General features: G+C 72.6%; 14 protein-coding genes and 1 riboswitch. Of the genes, 7 read left to right on the plus strand and 7 right to left on the minus strand.

Features of this window, described 5'->3' with window-relative positions:
• Window positions 1-49: 49 nt before the first annotated feature.
• Window positions 50-994: an amidohydrolase family protein gene (locus ACFYOY_RS17320; RefSeq protein WP_351882573.1), complete on the minus strand. Its 945-nt coding sequence runs from the start codon at window positions 992-994 to the stop codon at window positions 50-52.
• A gap of 59 nt (window positions 995-1053) precedes the next feature.
• On the opposite strand from ACFYOY_RS17320, the gene ACFYOY_RS17325 reads away from it, so the two are divergent.
• The gene (locus ACFYOY_RS17325) at window positions 1054-1593 is read left to right on the plus strand and encodes a MarR family winged helix-turn-helix transcriptional regulator (RefSeq protein WP_388587820.1); all 540 of its coding nucleotides are present in this window, start codon (window positions 1054-1056) and stop codon (window positions 1591-1593) included.
• 65 nt (window positions 1594-1658) lie between these two features.
• On the opposite strand, the gene ACFYOY_RS17330 is transcribed toward ACFYOY_RS17325, so the two are convergent.
• Window positions 1659-1862, minus strand: a complete 204-nt coding sequence (locus ACFYOY_RS17330) for a hypothetical protein (protein WP_059146343.1) — start codon at window positions 1860-1862, stop codon at window positions 1659-1661.
• A gap of 470 nt (window positions 1863-2332) precedes the next feature.
• Window positions 2333-3487 (minus strand): NlpC/P60 family protein, encoded by a 1155-nt coding sequence (locus tag ACFYOY_RS17335; protein WP_388587823.1) that lies wholly within the window; start codon window positions 3485-3487, stop codon window positions 2333-2335.
• A 7-nt stretch (window positions 3488-3494) separates the two neighbouring features.
• A riboswitch (cyclic di-AMP (ydaO/yuaA leader) is annotated at window positions 3495-3665 on the minus strand.
• Between the two features lie 173 nt (window positions 3666-3838).
• Between ACFYOY_RS17335 and pcrA the strand changes: the two genes are divergently transcribed.
• The gene (pcrA, locus tag ACFYOY_RS17340; protein WP_237516122.1) at window positions 3839-6313 is read left to right on the plus strand and encodes a DNA helicase PcrA; all 2475 of its coding nucleotides are present in this window, start codon (window positions 3839-3841) and stop codon (window positions 6311-6313) included.
• Between the two features lie 97 nt (window positions 6314-6410).
• Here the strand turns inward: pcrA and ACFYOY_RS17345 are convergent, their stop codons facing one another.
• Window positions 6411-8177 (minus strand): M23 family metallopeptidase, encoded by a 1767-nt coding sequence (locus tag ACFYOY_RS17345; protein WP_388587825.1) that lies wholly within the window; start codon window positions 8175-8177, stop codon window positions 6411-6413.
• Between the two features lie 232 nt (window positions 8178-8409).
• Window positions 8410-9204: an alpha/beta fold hydrolase gene (locus ACFYOY_RS17350; RefSeq protein WP_351881369.1), complete on the minus strand. Its 795-nt coding sequence runs from the start codon at window positions 9202-9204 to the stop codon at window positions 8410-8412.
• 503 nt (window positions 9205-9707) lie between these two features.
• On the opposite strand from ACFYOY_RS17350, the gene ACFYOY_RS17355 reads away from it, so the two are divergent.
• Window positions 9708-10118, plus strand: a complete 411-nt coding sequence (locus ACFYOY_RS17355) for a cobalamin B12-binding domain-containing protein (RefSeq protein ID WP_211125067.1) — start codon at window positions 9708-9710, stop codon at window positions 10116-10118.
• Between the two features lie 512 nt (window positions 10119-10630).
• On the opposite strand, the gene ACFYOY_RS17360 is transcribed toward ACFYOY_RS17355, so the two are convergent.
• Window positions 10631-12394, minus strand: a complete 1764-nt coding sequence (locus tag ACFYOY_RS17360; RefSeq protein ID WP_388587828.1) for a DUF5691 domain-containing protein — start codon at window positions 12392-12394, stop codon at window positions 10631-10633.
• Window positions 12304-13743 carry an SWIM zinc finger domain-containing protein gene (locus tag ACFYOY_RS17365; RefSeq protein ID WP_388587831.1) on the minus strand — a complete coding sequence of 480 codons (1440 nt, stop codon included), beginning with the start codon at window positions 13741-13743 and terminating at the stop codon, window positions 12304-12306. Before ACFYOY_RS17365 ends, ACFYOY_RS17360 begins: the two co-directional genes overlap by 91 nt.
• Window positions 13744-13880: 137 nt before the next feature.
• Here ACFYOY_RS17365 and ACFYOY_RS17370 point away from each other — a divergent pair, with 137 nt between their 5' ends.
• The 4 genes from ACFYOY_RS17370 (at window position 13881) to ACFYOY_RS17385 (ending at window position 20003) form a co-directional block, all read left to right on the plus strand.
• Window positions 13881-15035, plus strand: a complete 1155-nt coding sequence (locus ACFYOY_RS17370) for an AAA family ATPase (protein ID WP_351881359.1) — start codon at window positions 13881-13883, stop codon at window positions 15033-15035.
• Window positions 15032-17614 (plus strand): DUF5682 family protein, encoded by a 2583-nt coding sequence (locus ACFYOY_RS17375; RefSeq protein ID WP_351881356.1) that lies wholly within the window; start codon window positions 15032-15034, stop codon window positions 17612-17614. Before ACFYOY_RS17370 ends, ACFYOY_RS17375 begins: the two co-directional genes overlap by 4 nt.
• Window positions 17611-18945 (plus strand): VWA domain-containing protein, encoded by a 1335-nt coding sequence (locus ACFYOY_RS17380; protein ID WP_351881353.1) that lies wholly within the window; start codon window positions 17611-17613, stop codon window positions 18943-18945. Before ACFYOY_RS17375 ends, ACFYOY_RS17380 begins: the two co-directional genes overlap by 4 nt.
• A 200-nt stretch (window positions 18946-19145) precedes the next feature.
• A complete protein-coding gene (locus ACFYOY_RS17385) occupies window positions 19146-20003 on the plus strand; it encodes a hypothetical protein (RefSeq protein WP_351881350.1) in 858 nt (285 codons plus the stop codon).
• Window positions 20004-20090: the final 87 nt, after the last annotated feature.

A 20090-nucleotide genomic window follows, 5' to 3' on the forward strand; every position in this document is an offset into this window, starting at 1 on the left:
CAGGACCGCATGTGACCTGCGTCTCCCTTCTCGGGTCGGGATGGGTGGGTCAGCGGACGAGGCGGGGGAAGAGCGCCTCGGCGTTGCCGCGGTCGATGGCCTCGGCCTGGCCGGGGGCGTAGTCGGGGTAGGTCTCCAGGTAGTGGTTGTAGTAGGTGCCGGCGTCCTGGGGCGCGAAGGGCCAGTCGCTGCCGTAGAGGACGTGACCGGGCTCGGCGAAGGCCAGCAGCGCGGGCAGGGCGCTGGGGCTGGCCGACAGGGCGGTGTCGAAGTAGAACCGCTTCAGGTCGCGCAGGATGTCCTCGGCGTTGCGCTCGCGGTCCACGACGGTGGAGGTCAGGCCGGAGAAGCGGTACGCGGCGTAGGGCAGGAAGCCGCCGCCGTGGGAGAGGATCACCCGCATGTCCGGGTAGCGGCTCATGACGCCGTTCAGCACCAGGTTGAGGGCGGTGCGCGTGGTGTCGAAGACGTAGTCGGCGAGCGGGGCGGGGGTGCCGGGCAGCAGCGGCATCGGCGGCTGGGCGGGGTGGACGAAGACGGTGGCGCCGCGGCGGTCGATCTCGGCCCACAGCGGTTCGAAGTCGGGGTCGCCGAGGTAGCGGCCGTGGGCGTTGGACATCAGGACGACGCCGTCGGCACCCAGGGTGTCCAGCGCATGCGCGGTCTCGGTCAGGGCGGCGTCCACGTCGGGCAGCGGGACGCTGGCGAAGTGGCCGAAGCGGCCGGGGTGGTCCCTGACGACCTCGGCGCCGTACTCGTTGACGGCGCGGGCGAGGTCGCGCGCCTGTGCGTCGCTGCCCAGGTGAATGCCGGGGGAGGTGACCGACAGGACGCCGGTGGCGATGCCCTGCTGGTCCATCATCGCGATGGCGCTGGTCGGGCTCCAGGCAGGGATGGCCCAGCCGCCGGAGTCGAGGCCGTGCGCGGCGAGGGTCGAGGCCCAGATGGGCGGGACGATGTGCTGGTGGACGTCGATACGGGCGGGGAAGGGCATGATGATGAGCCTCCTAGTACTTAGCTTGCTAACCAATCTTATTTAGTAAGCTAACAATCATGCGCGAGGCAGGCAACCAAGAGGCGGGCGAACCAGAGACGGGTCCCGCCCTCGAATCGGCCGTCGAGGCGGCCCCCGAGGCGGGCGTGGAAGACCTGGCCCAGGCCGCCGACCGGCTCTTCTACGCCATGCGGCGCTCGCGGGCGGCCACCGTCGGCCAGTCCGCGGTCGGCCTGTCCATGTCGCAGGTGGCCCTGCTCGACCCCCTGGCGCAGGACGCCGAGGGGGAGGGCCTGCCGGTCGGCCGCCTCGCGGCCGGCGCCGAGGTCAGCGTGCCCACCGCGACCCGCATGCTCCAGCAACTGGAGGCCAAGGGTGTGATCACGCGGCGTCGCTCCCCGCAGGACGAGCGCCAGGTCCTCGTCCGCCTCACCGAAGAAGGCGCCGAACGCCTCACCGCGATGCAAACCGAGCTACGGGCGCGCCAGTACGAGGCGCTGTCGCAGTTCACCCCGCAGGAGCGCCGCGCCCTGGCCGCGCAACTGCACCGCCTGACCGGCATGATCAGCGCGACCATCCCGGGCCCGGCGGGCGCTTGATCCATTACGGGGCCCAGGCGATATCGGCGTCCTCGGACGAACGACCCTCGCGCCGTGAGGAGCGCTCAGTCCCGGAATGAACCGTCCGCCCTGCGCGAGTGTCGCGACAGCAGGTGCTTGCACTGCGGGCAGTGCCGCCTGAACCCCTTCTTGACCAGATAGCTGATGCCGATCGTCACCACATGCATCAGCCCCACCGCCGCGTTCTGGAGCAGCCGCCCCAGCCACGACCTCGTACACGTCTCACAGTCCCGGCAACCGTCCGCCATGGCGCGTTCCCCCCACTCGTCATCCGTTGTGCCCGTGCTGACCTGCTCTGCAGAACCAGTGTGCGCAATGGAGAACGCCGCCCGGCCGCCAACTGCCGCCCCGCCGACGGGTTGTGACCGCTCCAGATCGCGCCCAGCACACAGTTGTGACATCGCGGATCACTTCGGACGGCCCGCCCGTACATCCATGCCGTGCACACCGAATTCCGCACCCTGCACGCCTCTTCACGTGAACGCGTCGCTACGCGGGACCTACGTCGGGTTCACGGCGGACGCCCTCACCCCTCGTCTCCGTCGGCCTGGGGTGCCGGAACCACCGGCGCGCGGCTGAACTGCGCGGCAACTCGGACGCGGAAACGTAGCGGTTGAGGTGAGGCAGGGGTGGGGGGGGGGGGGGGGGGGGGGGGGGGGGGGCCCCCCCCCCCCCCCCCCCCCCCACGCCAAGGGCCTGTACGGCCCCCGCGCCCGCCCTACGCGGGCCGCACGCTCCCGTAGATCGGCATCTCGGTGATCGGCGCCTTCTTCACCACATCGCCCGGCTTCGGCGCGTGGATCATCATCCCGTCGCCGATGTAGAGGCCGACATGGCTGATGTCGTCGTAGAAGAAGACCAGATCGCCCGGCTGGAGTTCGGACGTCGAGACGCGCGTACCGACCTTCACCTGGTCCCAGGTGGTGCGCGGCAGCGAGATCCCGGCCGCCTTCCAGGCCGCCTGCGTCAGCCCTGAGCAGTCGAAGGAGCTGGGGCCGGTCGCGCCCCAGACATACGGCTTGCCGAGCTGCGACTTCGCGAAGGCGATGGCCTGGGCCGCCTTGGAGCTGTTGGCCGGGGCCGAGGGCGCCGTCGAACCGGAGCTGCTGTCTTTGTTCTGCTCCTGCTGCTTCTTGCGCGCGGCCTCCTGCCGCTGCTTCTCGGCGAGCGCGGCCGCCTTACGGCGGGCCTCCTCCGCCTTCTTCTTCTCGATCGCCGCCAGCCGCGCCTTCTCCTTGGCGGTCAGATTCGCCAGCAGCCGCCGGGCCTCGGTCAGCTTGTCCTGGACGGTCTTCTTCTGGGTCTTCAGCTGCTTCTGCGACGCGGTCAGCGAGGCGAGGCTCTCGCTGGCCCTACCGCGCTCCTTGGCGGCGCTCGCCTGCTGCTTCTGGAAGTCGTCGACGGCCTGCTTCTGCCGACCGGTCAGCCGGTCCATCAGATGCGACTGGTCGAAGACGTCCTGCGGGTCATTGGAGAACAGCAGGGTCGCGGCGGAGCGGGCCATTCCGCCGTCGCGGTACTGGGCGGCGGCGTAGGCGCCGAGCGTGCGCCGCGCCTCGTTGAGCTTCTCGGTGCGCTGGGCGACGGAGTCGAGCAGCTTGTCGACCTTGGCCCGCTGCTGATCGGCGCGCTCCTTGGCGGCGTTGTAGCGCTGGGTGGCGCTCTCCGCCTGGTGGTAGAGGGTGTCGACCTTCTCCTTGACCTTCTCGATCGACTGGCCGGCCGGCTTGGGGTCGCCCGGCGCGGCGTTGGCCGTCTGGGAGAGCAGGGTGACGGATGCGAGGGCGGCCGTGGTGAACCCGACGGCCGTACGGCGGCCGTGACCGGTGAGCGGGGCCGGTATTCGGCTCCGCGGCTTGCGGTGCGACGCCAAGGGAGGCGACTCCTTCCGTGGACCGCCTACCGGGTTAGCTGTCGGGTTCGGGCGGTACGGAAGGTTGCCCTACGGCCGTGTCCGGGCGGCACCTGCGTGCCACGCCGTTCGGGCCGATTCACCCCGGTGTTGCGTTGTCGGGTCCCCGGCTCCGGGCGCCTTACGGCGGTGCCGGACTCGGCGGAGGCCGCCCGTGCCGACGTGGTTCGCCGACGGATCTTCCGGGCCGCCTGACGCAGGACGGTAGCCAACGCGTGGGGCTCCTGTGAAGACTGGTGGCCGTTTTGCCCGAAACCGTTTCGTGATGTTCGGGCATCGGCTGTCAGTGGGGCGGCCTAGACTCGGGGAGCGATGAGCAGCCTCTTTGACGACAGCTTCCTGGCGGACCTCGGGCCTCCTTCGAACGAGGAGCCACCACCGCCGCCCGAGGATTCGGCGCACCCCGGCCCCGATGGTGCCGAGGACGTGCCGCATCACCTCTTCAGCGGCGGCTTCGACGCGCCCGTGCCCCGGGAGGCCCACTACCGGGACGGCGCGGCGCGGCCCGTCGTGGACCCGTCCGCCCTGCTCGAGGGGTTGAACGAGCAGCAGAGAGCCGCCGTGGAGCACACCGGTTCGCCGCTGCTGATCGTCGCGGGCGCCGGCTCCGGCAAGACCCGGGTGCTCACCCACCGCATCGCCTATCTGCTCGGCGCCCGCGGGACACACCCCGGCCAGATCCTCGCCATCACCTTCACCAACAAGGCGGCGGGCGAGATGAAGGAGCGGGTGGAGGAGCTCGTCGGCCCGCGGGCGAACGCCATGTGGGTCTCCACCTTCCACAGCGCCTGCGTCCGCATCCTGCGCCGGGAGTCCAAGAAGCTCGGCTTCACCTCATCGTTCTCGATCTACGACGCCGCCGACTCCAAGCGGCTGATGTCGCTGGTCTGCCGGGATCTGGATCTCGACCCCAAGCGGTTCCCGCCGAAGTCCTTCAGCGCCAAGATCTCCAACCTGAAGAACGAGCTGATCGACGAGGAGACCTTCGCCGGACAGGCGACGGACGGCTTCGAGAAGACGCTGGCCGAGGCGTACGCGATGTACCAGGCGAGGCTGCGCGAGGCCAACGCACTGGACTTCGACGACATCATCATGACCACGGTCAATCTGCTCCAGGCGTTCCCGGACGTCGCCGAGCACTACCGCCGCCGCTTCCGGCACGTCCTGGTGGACGAGTACCAGGACACCAACCACGCGCAGTACACCCTCGTGCGCGAGCTGGTGGGCACGGACACCGAGGAGACCACGGCCGCCGAGCTGTGCGTGGTGGGCGACGCCGACCAGTCGATCTACGCCTTCCGGGGCGCCACGATCCGCAACATCCTCCAGTTCGAGGAGGACTACCCCACCGCGCGGACGATCCTCCTCGAGCAGAACTACCGCTCCACCCAGACCATCCTGAGCGCGGCCAACGCGGTCATCGAGCGCAATGAGAACCGCCGCCCGAAGAACCTGTGGACCGAGGCCGGCGCCGGGACCGAGATCACCGGCTATGTGGCCGACACCGAGCACGACGAGGCCCAGTTCGTCGCCGACGAGATCGACCGGCTCACGGACGCGGGCGACGCCAAGGCCGGTGACGTGGCGGTCTTCTACCGGACCAACGCCCAGTCCCGTGTCTTCGAAGAGATCTTCATCCGGGTCGGGCTGCCGTACAAGGTCGTCGGCGGCGTGCGCTTCTACGAGCGCAAGGAGGTCCGGGACGTCCTCGCCTATCTGCGGGTGCTGGCCAACCCCGAGGACTCCGTCCCGCTCCGCCGGATTCTCAACGTGCCCAAGCGCGGCATCGGGGAGCGCGCCGAGGCCATGATCGACGCGCTGGCGCTGCGCGAGAAGATCACCTTCCCGCAGGCGCTGCGCCGGGTCGACGACGCGTACGGCATGGCGGCCCGCTCGGCCAACGCGGTCAAGCGGTTCAACACGCTCATGGAGGAGCTGCACACCATCGTGGAGTCCGGGGCGGGCCCGGCGACCGTCCTGGAGGCGGTGCTGGAGCGCACCGGCTATCTGGCCGAGCTCCAGGCGTCCACCGATCCGCAGGACGAGACCCGGATCGAGAACCTGCAGGAGCTCGCGGCCGTGGCCCTGGAGTTCGAGCAGGACCGCGGCGAGGAGAACCCCGGCACCCTCGCGGATTTCCTGGAGCAGGTCGCGCTCGTCGCCGACTCCGACCAGATCCCCGACGAGGACACCGACGGCTCCGGCGTGATCACGCTGATGACCCTGCACACGGCGAAGGGCCTGGAGTTCCCGGTCGTCTTCCTCAGCGGTATGGAGGACGGCGTCTTCCCGCATATGCGGGCGCTCGGCCAGACCAAGGAGCTGGAGGAGGAGCGGCGGCTGGCCTATGTGGGGATCACCCGGGCCCGCGAGCGGCTCTATCTGACCCGCTCGACGATGCGCAGCGCCTGGGGCCAGCCCGCGTACAACCCGCCGTCCCGCTTCCTGGAGGAGATCCCGGACCAGTATGTGCGGTGGCGGCGCACCGGGCCCGCCACCCCGTCGGCGTCCATGGGCAGCGTCGCCTCGACCCCGCCGTCGGGGCTGTCGTCCGGTCTGTCGTCGTCGCGGTCGCGCACCGGGGGCAGCGGGTTCGCGACCCGGCGGGCCAAGGAGCGCCCGGTGGTCGCGCTGGCCATCGGCGACCGGGTCACCCATGACTCGTTCGGGCTCGGCACGGTGGTGGCGGTGAAGGGCAGCGGGGACAACGCGGAGGCGACGATCGACTTCGGCGAGGAGAAGCCGAAGCGGCTGCTGCTGCGGTACGCACCGGTGGAGAAGCTGTAGCTGTAGCGGCCGGCCGAAGGGCTGAGGCTGTAGCGCGCCGGTGGCGCGCTACAGCGGTCAGGGCCCGGGTCGGGAGTGGGGCCAGACCCGGGGCCGGTCAGGTCGGGTCGAGGCCCTGACCGCGCAGCCAGGGCAGCGGGTCGATGGCCGAGCCACCGCCGGGGTGGACCTCGAAGTGCAGATGCGGGCCGGTGGAGTTACCGGAGTTCCCGGAGTACGCGATGGTCTCCCCGGCCTTGACGGTGCCGGAGCGGATCTTGGCGCTGCTGAGGTGGCAGTACCAGGTCTCCGTGCCGTCCGGGCTGGTCAGGACGACCATATTGCCGTAGGCGTCGTTCCACTGCGTCGTCACGGTGCCGTCGGTGGCGGCCATCACGGGCGTCCCGTAGCTCACCGGGAAGTCGATGCCGGTGTGCACGGACATCCAGTTGATACCGGCCTGGCCGAACATGGCGCTCAGGCCGTGCTGGGCGACGGGCAGCGCGAACTTCGGGCGCAGCGCCTCCTTGCGCGCCGCCTCGGCGGCTTTGCGCTTCTTCTCGGCGGCCTGGCGTGCCTGGAGGTCGATCCGTTCCTGGGTGCGGCTGGCGCGGTCGCGGAAGTCGTCGGCGCCCTCCCGGACCCCGGCGAGCTGGGAGTCCAGCTTGCTGTTGGCCACGGAGGGCTTCACGGGGGCCGCCGCGGTGTCGGGGGCGGCCTGAGTGGTGGACTCGTCCTTCTTGTCGCTTCCCACGCCGCTGACCGAGGCGGCGGCCACGGCGGTGACGCCCAAGGCACAGACGGAGGGGACGGCGACGGTAAGGAGCGCGGAGCGCTTGGGACGGGGCGAGGGGGTACGGCGGCGACCGCGGCTCGCCTCCCGGCGGGGGGAGGGGGCGGATTCCCGCACGGCCGCCGCCTCGGGTTCAGGTTCCGCTTCGGGGGTCGGATCGTACGACTGGTCGGACTCGTGGACCGGGTCGAAGACGGCGGTGTGCTCGAAGCCGCCGGTCTGCTCGGCGCCGGCGGCCTGCTCGAATGCGGCCGTCTCGTCGAACGCGGCTGTCTGCTCGAAGGCGTTGGCCTCGTAGGCGTTCGGCTGCTCGAAGGCGCCGTTCTGGTCGAAGGCGTTGGGTTCGAACACGGCCGTCTGCTCGAGGCTGTTCGCCTCGTGCTCGGGCTGGTGCTGGTCGAACCCTGTCTGATCGAGCCCGGGGTGATGGTCAGGCCCCTGCTGGTCGAAGCCCGAGTGGTCGAGTCCCTGCTGGGTCAGCCCCGAGTGGTCGTAGTGCTGCCCCTCGTCCACGGTCCCGTAGGCGGTGGTGTCCCAGAACTGGGTCTGGCCGGTGTCCACGCCCGAGGTGTACGCCTCGGCCTCGTACCCCGCGCCCTGGTCCCACTGACCCGGCATCTCGGTGTGGCCGGTGGCGCCCGTGTCCCAGGCGCCGATGTCCCACTGGGCGCCGGTTTCGGTGTCCTGCTGGGCGGGGGTGCCGGTCGGCAGGTGATAGCCGGCGGCGGCCCACATCGCGGTGGTGTCGTAGGAGCCGGAGTCGTACTGAGTGGTGTCGTAGTGGGCCGTGTTGTAGTGGCCCGTCTCGTACGACCCGGTCTGATGCTGGGCGACGGCGGCCCACTGCGAGGCGTCGTACTGACCGCTGTGGGCGCCCTGCGCGTCGTCGTACGCGCCCGGGAGCGTGCCGAAGAGCGGGTCGCCGTCACCGTAGGCCGTGGCCAGGTGGGCGAAGCTGCCGGTGGAATAGCCGTCGTACCCGGCGTAGCCGTGCGCTGTGTCCTGTGGCTGACCGTAGGCCTCGTCGTACGGATACGAGGCGTCAGGAGCGGGGACGGTCGGAGGGGCCCCCGACGGGTGACGGTCGTTCACCACCAACTTCTCTTTCGCCTCGGCTGCAGGAGAATTAGCGGCGACTGTACCCGGCGGTACGCGGCAGCGACAATCTTCAGTGAGTTTTGAGCATCACGGCAAAGGGCATTTGGCCGTCTTTCGGCTGACTGTACGCACTTCCTTGGCCGGGTGTTCGATTGACGTTCGGCAATTCCGGGCCTGCTGAACTACCGGGAGGGGGCCTTCTGTCGCCGTGCGGCGGTCCCTCGTCTCATGCCACCGAGACCGCGCCGGAGGCGTCCGTCGGCGCCTCGTCGGCGGCATCCAGGGCCTCGCGGATCCGTATGGCCACGGAGGAATGCACCGCCAGGGCGAGATGTCCGATTCCGTTGACGCGGATGTTCTGGGAGATCACATCCGGATGGTCTATCCGGGCCGTCTCCGCCGGGATCATCAACTGATCCACATCGCTCCAGAAAGCGATGAAACGCGTATGGCAATCAGGGGCAGGTTGTCGCAACTCCGTTATCACCTCGGAGTCCGGGCACATCTGGCGCACGAGTGGATGTGCGGACAACAAGGGCGCGACACGGGTGCCGCTGTGCGGGGTGCCGAGCGTCACCAGGGTGTGGACGCGGGCGTCCCCGCCGAGACGCTGGACGTAGTAACGGGCGATCAGACCGCCCAGGCTGTGGCCGATGACGTCCACCTGGCCATGGCCGGTGCGGGCGCAGACCTCCTCGACATGGCGGCCGAGAAGCGCGGCGGCGGTACGCAGGTCGCACAGCAGTGGCGAGTAGTTGAGCGCCTCGATGTGCAGCCGGCCGTGGCGGCCGAGCGAGCGGCGCAGTGGTACGAAGACGGACCGGTTGTCGATGAAGCCGTGGAGAAGCAGGACGGGCCGGTGGGTCCGGCCGTCCGTGGGCAGGCGCGCCGCAGCGCCGGGCGGCGGCGGAGCGGGCGGGCGCTCCTGGCGCAGCCCGGTCGGGTAGAGCAGCAGATGCCCGGCGAGCAGCGCCAGGTCGAGGGCGATGGCCCGGAGCTGCCGGATCTGTACGAGGCCCATGGCGGCCGACCTCCCGCGATGCGGCGCACAGGAGGCGGCTGGAGGCTCCCCCCGTATGCCCTCATGGGCAGCCGGTCGCATCGGTCGTGGTCATGAGCCCCGGTCATGAACCCTGGTCAGGGCCGGTCAGGGCGTGGGTCATGGCGACTTCGGCCGTGCGGTGGCCCGATGTCCTCCGGCACCGCACGGGGAAGGGCGCTGTGACCGCATGACGCAGGACCGCCCGTCGCACCGCGGCGCCATGCGGCTCTCGACGGCGCTGCGCGGTGCGACGGTCCCCGCTGCGGCTCCCCTGGTGTGGCCGGCCCGAAGCGTATGCGGCGTCCGCGCGGTGGATGCGCGGCGTGCGCGGATGCGGGCGCGGCCTTCAGCGAACGTGTCCCACGTGTGATTTCCCCCTCGCGGCGCGCCGCGAAACTGCCGGGTAGGGGATGCTGGAGATAACGTTCGTTCACGTCGATGCCGGCGAGGGCTCGAAGGGCTCGAAGGGCTTGGAGGCTGCGATGGGTGTGACCGGTCCGATCCGTGTGGTGGTGGCCAAGCCGGGGTTGGACGGCCATGACCGTGGGGCGAAGGTGATCGCGCGGGCGCTGCGTGACGCGGGCATGGAGGTCATCTACACCGGGCTCCACCAGACGCCCGAGCAGATCGTCGACACCGCGATCCAGGAGGACGCCGACGCGATCGGGCTCTCCATCCTGTCCGGTGCCCATATGACCCTGTTCGCCAAGGTGCTGGAGCTGCTGCGGGAGCGCGAGGCGGAGGACATCAAGGTCTTCGGCGGCGGGATCATCCCCGAGGCGGACATCCCCCCGCTCAAGCAGCAGGGCGTCGCGGAGATCTTCACCCCGGGCGCGACGACGACGTCCATCGTGGAGTGGGTGCGCGAGAACGTCCGCCCGGTAGCCGCCTGACCTGCCGGTTCTGTGTGGGGCGGTACGGCGCTGGGCCGCATGGCGCCGGGCTGTGCGGTGCCACGTTGTGCTGGTGGCCCCTGGCCCCGTGGCGGTGGACATCCGGCTCTCAGCCCGCAGCCCGCAACCCGCGGCCTGATACCTGATGCCTGAGTCAGCCTCCGTGCCCGACACCCGGGCCCGAGTCCGAGGCTGATGCCCGGGCTCGCCCCAGAGGCTGACGCCCCGGCCCGCCCCGGAACCCGACCGGGCCCGGAGTCCGACCGGGGCCGCCCCACTCCTCGGAGGCAGGACCGGATCCCGGGGCGCGACCGGGTCCGGAGTTCGACCGGCCCGGAGCCCAACGGGAGGCGCCGGAGCCCCACTGGATCCCTGGACGCGGCCGGATCCCGGAGCACCTCCGGCCCGGGCGCGCACGCGGGCCACGGAGCATTACCGGTTCGGGCACGGTAGAGGCCCCGCGCACGACCGGAGGCCAGGGCTTCCGCCGGCCCTCGGGCCCGGTTCGCCGATCACGACGGTTCGAGCTCGGCCTGCATGGCCGCCCTCAGCCGGAGCGTGCCCACCAGCCGCTGGAACGCCTCCGCCCAATAACCCCCGGCTCCTGGCGCCGCCCCCTCCGACTCGTCCGGTATCGCCGTCAGCACCTCGAGCCGATCCGCCTGCGCCGGGTCCAGACAACGCTCGGCCAGGCCCATGACCCCGCTGAAGCTCCACGGGTAGCTGCCCGCGTCCCGTGCGATGTCCAGCGCGTCGACGACGGCCCGGCCCAGCGGCTCGGCCCAGGGCACGGTGCAGACCCCGAGCAGCCGGAAGGCGTCGGACAGCCCGTGGGACGCGATGAACTCGGCTACCCACTCCGCCCGCTCCCGGGCGGGCAGCGCGGACAGCAGCTTCGCCGGGTCCCGCCAGGCGGCGGGGGCCGCCTCCCCGGCGGTGACCGGCGCCACCGCCGGGGTGCCGAGCAGTGCGCGGCACCACTCCGCACTGCGCTGCCGCACCGCGGCCCGGCACCAGGCCGCGTGCAGATCCGCCTGCCAGCCGTCCGCGACGGGCAGCGCCACGATCTCGGCGGCACCGCGTCCGCCGAACCACGCGCTCCAGCGGTCCAGCGGGGTCGCCTCCACCAACTGGCCCAGCCACCAGGATCGTTCCCCCCGGCCGGAGGGCGGCTTGGGCACGATGCCGTCGCGCTGCATTCCGCTGTCGCACTCGTCCGGCGGCCGGACGGTTATCCATTCGGCGGCGGTCAGCTTGTCAGTGGTCGGCTCGCCGCCGGTCGGCTCACCGCCGGTCACCTCGTCGGTGGTCAGCGAGACGCAGCCCCGCGACCGCTCGGCCATGCGCGCGGCGAGCGCGGAGCCGGGGAGCGCGGAGAGCAGCTCGGCGGCGGTCGCCCGGACGTTCCGGCTGCGGTCGGACAGCGCCTGTTCGAGGAACGGCTCATCGGACGGGGAGAGGTCGTCGCGCAGCGAGTCCAGGAACATCAGCCGGTCCTCGGCCCGCTCGGTCGACCAGGTGCCGCTGAGCAGGGCCAGCCCCGCCGCCGGGGCGCGGTGGCGCGCCGCCGCCAGCAGTGACACCCGCTCGGCGAACAACCCCTCCTCCCACAGCCGCTGTTCATCGTCCGGGCCGGCGGCCGCCCCGGACGGCTCCGGGAGCGCTGTGGGAGCCCGGCCCGCCGTGCCCCGCAGCGCGAACTTCCAGTCCGGGTTGAGCCGGGCCAGCCACAGCGCACGCGGTCCGCCGAGCGTCAGTGCCTCGGGCCGCAGATCGGTGCGGGCACGAGCCGCGTCGAGAAGGGCCGGGAGCAGCGCGTCGGGCACGCGATAGCCGTGGTGATTGGCCAGCGCGAGCCACTGCGGCAGCAGTTCGGCGAGGTCGGGCGCGGAGCGCGGACCGCCGCGCCCCGGCGCCGAGCGGTCGGCGAGCAGCATCGCCAGCCTGCTGCGGGCGGCCGTGGGCAGCGCCGGACGCGGATCCTCGGGCGCCCGGCCGGGTCCCGGCCGGGCGGGTGCGGGCCGCAGCCCGGCCCGCCGCCGTACGGTGCTGAGCGCGGCCGCGTCCAGCAGAGCGGACGGCGCGTCCTGTCCGGGGCGCGGCGCGACGGGCGGGGTGCGCCGCTCGGTGCCGAGCAGCGCGGCCGCGACGAGATCGTCCCAGGACGCGGTGGGGGTCGTAGTGGTCAACGGGTGCCTCCCTGCGCTGCCGTGTCGAGGAGCGAGACGGGGGTCGGGTCCCAGGCCGTGAGGGGGGAGAAGCCGCGATGGCCGCATTCGCCGAAGACGGTGACCGGGCCACCGCCGGATATGGCCATCAGCTGCCATAGATCGGTGCGCCCCGCACAGCGCGGATCGACGGGCAGCGCAGAGCCGCCCCGCTCATCCGCCAGTTGCCATCCGCCGTCCCCCGGGACCGGCACCACATCGGCGAGCACGACCGGCCAGCCGTCCAGCCACGGATCCTCCCCGAGCGCCGCCCCATAGGCCGCGAGCGCGGTATCGACATCGCACCCATCGGGGGCCGAAGACGCCGAGGGAGACGGGGCGTGCGGCAACTCCTCGTGCCGGGTGCCGATCGCGGCACGCAGGGGCCGGGCCGCCGGGTAATAGGTGAGGTCGGCGTCGAGGACCAGGCCGGTGGGCAGGGCGGGCTCCGGGGGCTGGCCGGGGGCGCTGAACGAGAGCAGCAGCGCCATCTGGTGCGTGCGCTCGCCCCGCAGCCAGATCCTGCGGGTGGTCAGCCTGCCGTCCGTGCCGTCCTGGCGGCCCAGGACCAGCCAGCGGTCCCGGATCGGCTCCCCGGTCGCCAGCAGCTCGGCCACCGGCGTCGTAAGGCCCACGCGGGTGCGCGTGGTGGCGGCCAGCTTCTCCGGGAGGCGGTCCAGGTGCAGGAAGCCCTGGTTGAGGAGGTGGGCCAGCGCACACTCCTCCAGCAGCCGGGCGGGCCACCCCGGACCGGACGACGGAATCGCTGCCAGCTCCCGCACCCGCGTCTCGAGCCCCGGAGCCTGGGCGTCGACCATCCGCGCGGCCGTCTCGTCCCACGCCCCGTACCCGGCGCGGTCGGCGGAGGCCAGACCGTCGCGGAGCAGATCGGCGAGCCGCCGCTCCAACTCCGTGGCGCCCGCGGCGATGCGCTGGGCCCGCCGCTCGGCGCGGCGGCGGACCGCCTCCGGATCGGCCGCGCCTCCGCACTCCCCTCTCCCCGCGCCGTCCCCCGTCCCGCCGACGCGGCCCGGGCCCCCATCCCGGGCCGCGGCGGGGAGCTTCTCGGCCCGCTCCCGCCGGTCGCCGAGCCACTGCTCGGCCCACTCCGGCGGCTCCCCGCCCCCCGGCACGCCCCCCTCGCCGGACGTCCACAGCAGCAGCAAACCCAGCGCGTGCTTGCACGGGAACTTCCGGCTCGGGCAACTGCACCGATATCCGGGCCCGTTCAGATCGACGACCGTCTGGTACGGCTTGCTGCCGCTGCCTGAGCACAGCCCCCACACCGCTTGGCCGTGCGCGCCCGCGCCCGACCACTTTCCGGCCGCGGCCAGCTTGCCGCCCGCCGTGCGTGACGTGACGTCAGGTGCCAGGGCCAGTACCTGCTCCGCCGTCCAGCGTTCCCCCTGCGGATTCATGTCTGCGACGGTACGGGCGCCCACTGACAATCGCCCTGACCTGGGCGTCAGTTGACCAGGGCCGGGTTGTCAGTGGGGTGGTGCAGGGTGGTTCACACGTCCGGAAACGGAACGAGGAAACAAGTCGTGGGGGAGCTGTGACCGTCACTGTGCCCGGAACCGAATCCACCGACAGCAGCGCAGCGGCAGGGCCCACCGAGGCCGCCGGAGCCGCGGAAGCGCTGCGTCCACACGCGGAGGACGCCTTCGCCGACGAGCTGAGCGCGCTGGCCGCCGCCGACGACCGTCCGCGTCCCGCGCGGTGGCGGCTGTCGCCGTGGGCGGTCGCCACCTATCTGCTCGGCGGCACGCTGCCCGACGGCACCGTGATCACACCCAAGTATGTGGGCCCGCGCCGCATCGTCGAGGTCGCCGTCACCACCCTCGCGACCGACCGCGCCCTGCTGTTGCTGGGCGTGCCCGGCACCGCCAAGACATGGGTATCGGAGCATCTGGCGGCCGCGGTCAGCGGCGACTCGACCCTGCTGGTCCAGGGCACCGCCGGGACGCCCGAGGAGGCCATCCGGTACGGGTGGAACTACGCCCAGCTCCTCGCCCACGGCCCGAGCCGCGGCGCGCTCGTGCCGAGCCCGGTGATGCGCGCGATGGCGGAGGGCATGACCGCGCGCGTGGAGGAGCTGACGCGCATCCCGGCCGATGTGCAGGACACGCTGATCACCATCCTGTCCGAGAAGACGCTGCCGATCCCGGAGCTGGGGGAGGAGGCGCAGGCGGTCCGCGGCTTCAACCTGATCGCGACCGCCAACGACCGCGACCGCGGGGTCAACGAACTCTCCAGCGCCCTGCGCCGCCGCTTCAACACGGTCGTGCTGCCGCTGCCCGCCACCCCGCAGGACGAGGTCGACATCGTCTCCCGCCGTGTCGCCCAGATCGGCCGCTCGCTGGATCTTCCGGAGCTCCCGGAGGGCGTCGAGGAGATCCGCCGGGTGGTCACGGTCTTCCGCGAGCTGCGCGAGGGAGTGACAGGCGACGGCCGTACGAAGCTGAAGTCGCCCTCGGGCACGCTGTCGACGGCCGAGGCCATCTCCGTGGTCACGGGCGGCCTCGCCCTCGCCGCCCACTTCGGCGACGGCGTGCTGAGGGCGGGCGATGTGGCCGCGGGCATCCTGGGCGCGGTCGTCCGGGACCCGGCGGCCGACCGCGTCATCTGGCAGGAGTATTTGGAGACGGTGGTCCGCGAGCGCGACGGCTGGAAGGACTTCTACCGCTCGTGCCGAGAGGTGACCGCATGACGGGCGCCCCGCGGGCGCGGGCCGCCGGCCCGCTGCTGCTGGGCGTGCGCCATCACGGGCCCGGGTCGGCGCGGGCGGTACGGGCGGCGCTGGAGGCGTGCGCACCGCGTGTGGTGCTGATCGAGGGGCCGCCGGAGGCGGACGCGATCGTGCGGCTCGCCGCCGAGAAGGACATGCGCCCGCCCGTCGCGCTGCTCGCCCATGCCGCGGACGACCCGGGGCGCGCCGGATTCTGGCCGCTGGCCGGGTTCTCCCCGGAGTGGGTGGCCATCCAGTGGGCGCTGGCCCACGAGGTCCCCGTACGGTTCATCGACCTCCCGGCGGCCAACTCGCTGGCCATGTCGGCGAAGCAGACCCCGGCGGCCGCGCCCGCCCCGGCGGGGCCGCCCGCCCCGGCCGCTCTGCCCGATCCGGCCGCCCCGCTCGAACCAGTGGACCCGGGCGACCAGGCCGCTCCGGGCGTCGGCTCCGCCGAGCGGCTGCGCGTCGATCCGCTGTCCGTCCTCGCCGAGACGGCCGGATACGACGACCCGGAGCGCTGGTGGGAGGACGTCATCGAGCACCGCGGCACCGGCGGCGCGGAAGCGTTCACAGCTGTGGCGGAGGCCATGGAGGCGCTGCGCGCCGAGTACGGGCACGGCGGGCACGAGGACGACGCCGTGCGCGAAGCCCATATGCGGCTGCGGCTGCGCGAGGCGCGGCGGGAGTTCGGGGACGAGGTCGCCGTCGTCTGCGGGGCCTGGCATGTACCGGCGCTGGGAGAGCGGACCACCGCGACCGCCGACCGGAAGCTCCTCAAGGGGCTGCCCAAGGTCAAGACCGAGATCAGCTGGGTGCCGTGGACACACCGGCGGCTGGCCCGGCACAGCGGATACGGGGCGGGCATCACCTCGCCGGGCTGGTACGACCATCTCTTCCACGCCCCGGACCGGCCCGTTGAGCGCTGGCTCACCAAGGTCGCCGGGCTGCTGCGGGCCGAGGACTTCGCGGTGTCCTCGGCCCATGTCATCGAGGCCGTAAGGCTCGCCGAAACGCTGGCCGCCATGCGCGGACGTCCGCTCGCCGGGCTCGCCGAGACCCTCGACGCCGTAAGGGCGGTGATGTGCGAGGGCTCCGATGTGCCGATGGCGCTGGTGTGGGACCGGCTGGTGGTCGGCGACGTGCTGGGCGAAGTGCCCGAGTCGGCTCCGGCGGCGCCGCTCCAGCGCGACCTGACGCGCACCCAGCGCTCACTGCGGCTCAAGCCCGAGGCGCTTGAGCGCGAGCTGGAGCTGGACCTGCGCAAGGAGACCGACGCCGGGCGCAGCCGCCTGCTGCACCGGTTGCGGCTGCTCGGGGTCGACTGGGGCAGCCCGGCCGTCTCCCGAGGCAGCACCGGCACCTTCCGGGAGACCTGGCGGCTGCGATGGGAGCCGGAGCTGTCGGTGCGGGTCGCCGAAGCCGGGGTGTGGGGCACCACGGTGCTGTCGGCGGCCACGGCCAAGGCGGAGACCGAGGCCCGGAGCGCCAAGGGGCTCGCCGAGGTGACCGAGCTGGCCGAGCGCTGTCTGCTTGGCGCGCTCTCCGGGGCCCTTCCCGTCGTGATGCGCTCGCTCGCCGACCGGGCCGCGCTCGACGCGGACGTCGGCCATCTCGCCCAGGCCCTGCCCGCTTTGGTGCGCTCGGTGCGCTACGGGGACGTACGGGGCACCGACACGGCCGTCCTCGGCGAGGTCGCGGTGGGGCTGGCCGAGCGGATCCTGGTCGGGCTGCCGCCCGCCTGCGTCGGCCTCGACGCCGACGGCGCCGCCGAGATGCGCGGCCATATGGAGGCCGTGCACCGGGCGATCGGACTGCTGTCGGAGTCGGCGCCGGAGACCGGGACGCAGCCGGAGACGGGGACCGGGCCGCAGCCGGAGGAAGGGACCGGGGCAGAACCGGAGACCTGGCCGGCGGCAGAGACCCAGCCGCAGCTGCAGCCGCGGACCCACACGCGCACGGCGGAGGCCCACGCGGCCGGGGCCGGCGCCCGCGCCGCCGACGGCCTGCGGGGGCGCTGGGCGGCCATGCTGCGCTCCCTCGCCGTACGGGACGGCACCCCCGCCACCCCCGGGCTGATCCGGGGCCGCGCCGCGCGGCTGCTGCTGGACGATGCCCGGCTCGCCGAGGACGAGGCGGCCCGGCTGATGGGGCTCGCGCTCTCGCCCGGCACCGAGCCGCCCGAAGCGGCCTCCTGGCTCGAGGGATTCATCGGCGGCGGCGCGGGCGGCGGCATGCTGCTCGTCCACGACGAGCGGCTGCTCGGCCTGGTCGACCGCTGGCTGATCTCCGTTCCTGCCGAGGCGTTCACCGACGTCCTGCCCCTGCTGCGGCGCACCTTCTCCGCGTACGACACGGGCGTGCGCCGCACCCTGGGCGAGCTGGTCCGCCGGGGCCCCGCGGCCGAGGGGCACGACGGCGGTCAAGGTGCCCCCGCCGCACCCGGCTTCGGCCCCGGGCTGGACCCGCACCGCGCGGCGGCCGTCGTCCCGACGGTGCGCCTCCTCCTGGGCCTCGACCCGGCCCCGCACGGCAACGACACCATGGAGGCAGCCCGATGACACACGGCGACCCTCACGGCGACGGCAACCCTCACGGCGACGGCAACCCTCACGGCGACGGCAACCCTCACGGTCACGCAGGCCTTCACACCGACGCCGACGCCGACCACGACCACGGTCGCGGCCAAGGCGATCAGGAACGGCTGCGGCGCTGGCGGCTGGTGCTCGGCGGCCAGGGCGCCGACGGCACCGGCTGCTCGCTCAGCAGGTCCGACGCCGTCATGGACCGCACGCTCGAGGCCCTCTACGGCTCCGGAGGCGGTGACGGCCACGGCGGCGGTGGCACGGTCGCCGGGCGCAGTGGCGGCCCTCAGAGTGCGTCGAGCGGTGCGCGCTCCGGCGGGCTCGGCGGCTCCGCGCCCCAAGTGGCCCGCTGGCTCGGCGACATCCGTACGTATTTCCCCACCTCCGTGGTCCAGGTCATGCAGCGCGACGCCATCGACCGGCTGGGGCTCTCCGCCCTGCTGCTGGAGCCGGAGATGCTGGAGGCCGTGGAAGCGGACGTCCACCTCGTGGGCACCCTGCTGTCCCTCAACAAGGCGATGCCGGAGACGACCAAGAACACCGCTCGGGCCGTCGTCCGTAAGGTCGTCGAGGATCTGGAGAAGCGGCTGGCGACCCGCACCCGCGCCACTCTCACCGGAGCGCTCGACCGCTCCACCCGGATCAGCCGCCCGCGCCACCGGGACATCGACTGGGGCCGCACCATCCGGGCCAACCTCAAGAACTACCTGCCCGAGCACCGTACGGTCGTCCCCGAGCGGCTCATCGGATATGGGCGCGCGGCGCGCGGGGTGAAGAAGGACGTGGTGCTGTGCGTCGACCAGTCGGGGTCGATGGCCGCGTCCGTGGTCTACGCCTCGGTCTTCGGCGCCGTGCTCGCCTCGATGCGTTCCCTCGCCACCCGGCTGGTCGTCTTCGACACCTCCGTGGTCGATCTGACCGAGGAGCTCGACGATCCGGTGGACGTCCTCTTCGGCACCCAACTCGGCGGCGGCACCGACATCAACCGCGCGCTGGCCTACTGCCAGTCGAAGATCACCCGGCCCGCCGACACCGTCGTCGTCCTCATCAGCGACCTCTACGAGGGCGGCATACGCGAGGAGATGCTGGGGCGGGTCGCCGCGATGAAGGCGTCCGGAGTGCAGTTCGTGACGCTGCTCGCGCTGTCCGACGAGGGGGCGCCGAGTTACGACCGCGAGCACGCGGCGGCGCTCGCCGCGCTGGGCGCGCCCGCCTTCGCCTGCACCCCCGATCTCTTCCCGGAGGTGATGGCGGCGGCCATCGAACGACGCCAACTGCTCATACCGGACATGGTGATCCATCAGTGATCCGGGGCTTGCGCCGACCCCTGTGGGTCGTGCAAGGATCAACCCCGTCGCCCAGGACGTGAATCCAGCCATCCGGTTGGCGATGTCGTCCTGCTCAGTGCGGCCTCAAAGCCATATCGCCACGCTTACGTGCCCGTTGTTCGCCTCGTAGGTACGCCCCGTACTCAGGGAAGGCCCCGCTCTTGTCTGTCGTGTCCGCCATGCCTGTCACCGTGCGCCTGCCGCGCACGGTGGCCGCGCGGCGGGCGCTGCTGGCGGGGCTCTTCCTCGGCGGCTTCCTGGCCCTGGCGTTCCTCTTCGGTGGCAGCGCTCACGCCGCCGAGCGGAGCGAGCAGGGCGCCACCACCGGCGCGTCGGCCGGCCGTTCCGCCGTCTCCGGGCTGCTCGACCCCTCGGGTGCCGAGCGGGCTCGGCAGCAGGTGGAGCGGCACGCACCGCCCGTGGTGGGGCGCACCACTCACACGGCACAGGACGTCGTACGGGAGACCGTGCGGCCCATCCAGGAGCCGGTCGAGCGGGAGGCACAGAAGATCACCAAGCCGATCGACGATCTGGTCGGCGACGCCACGAGCGGCGAGCTGCCGGTGCGGCTGCCCGACGTCGGCATCGGTGACGCAATCGGCCTGGGCTCCCCTGGCCCCGTGGCGGACCATGGCCCGGCTGCCGAGCACCACGCGGCCAAGGCCGAGCCGGTGACCGTGCACAAGGCGGCGCCCGCCGCCGCGGACCCGATAGGGCCCGTGGCCCACACCCTGGCCGTCGCCATCCACCACGACGCGGCCGCCTCCCACGCCGGGCACGGGCCCGTCGTCCGGGCGGCAGCCTCCGGTACCGGTCCGGACGGTGGCGCCCCGGCGCCGCTGCCCCTTCCGCGGTCCCCGCTCGGGGCCACCGCACAGTGCACCGGCGACAGCGGCGCTTCCCGTGGTGGGAACACCCAGGCCGCTCTTCCGCCGTCCGCCGCGGCGTCGTTCGGGCTGAAGCCCGGCACGGTCCGCGCGGAGAGCTCGGCGCCGACGCGCGAGCGGTTCAACGAAGTCCTCGAATTCCCCGGCTAGGGCAGACCTCACCCCCGTCTGTTGAGACCTGCCGCGCGGGGGCGGGTCAGGTCTGCCCGTCCGACACCCCTCTTGACTTCGAAGGAC

The sequence above is a fragment of the Streptomyces sp. NPDC007875 genome (assembly GCF_042868035.1).
GTDB classification, from domain to species: Bacteria; Actinomycetota; Actinomycetes; order Streptomycetales; family Streptomycetaceae; genus Streptomyces; species Streptomyces antimycoticus.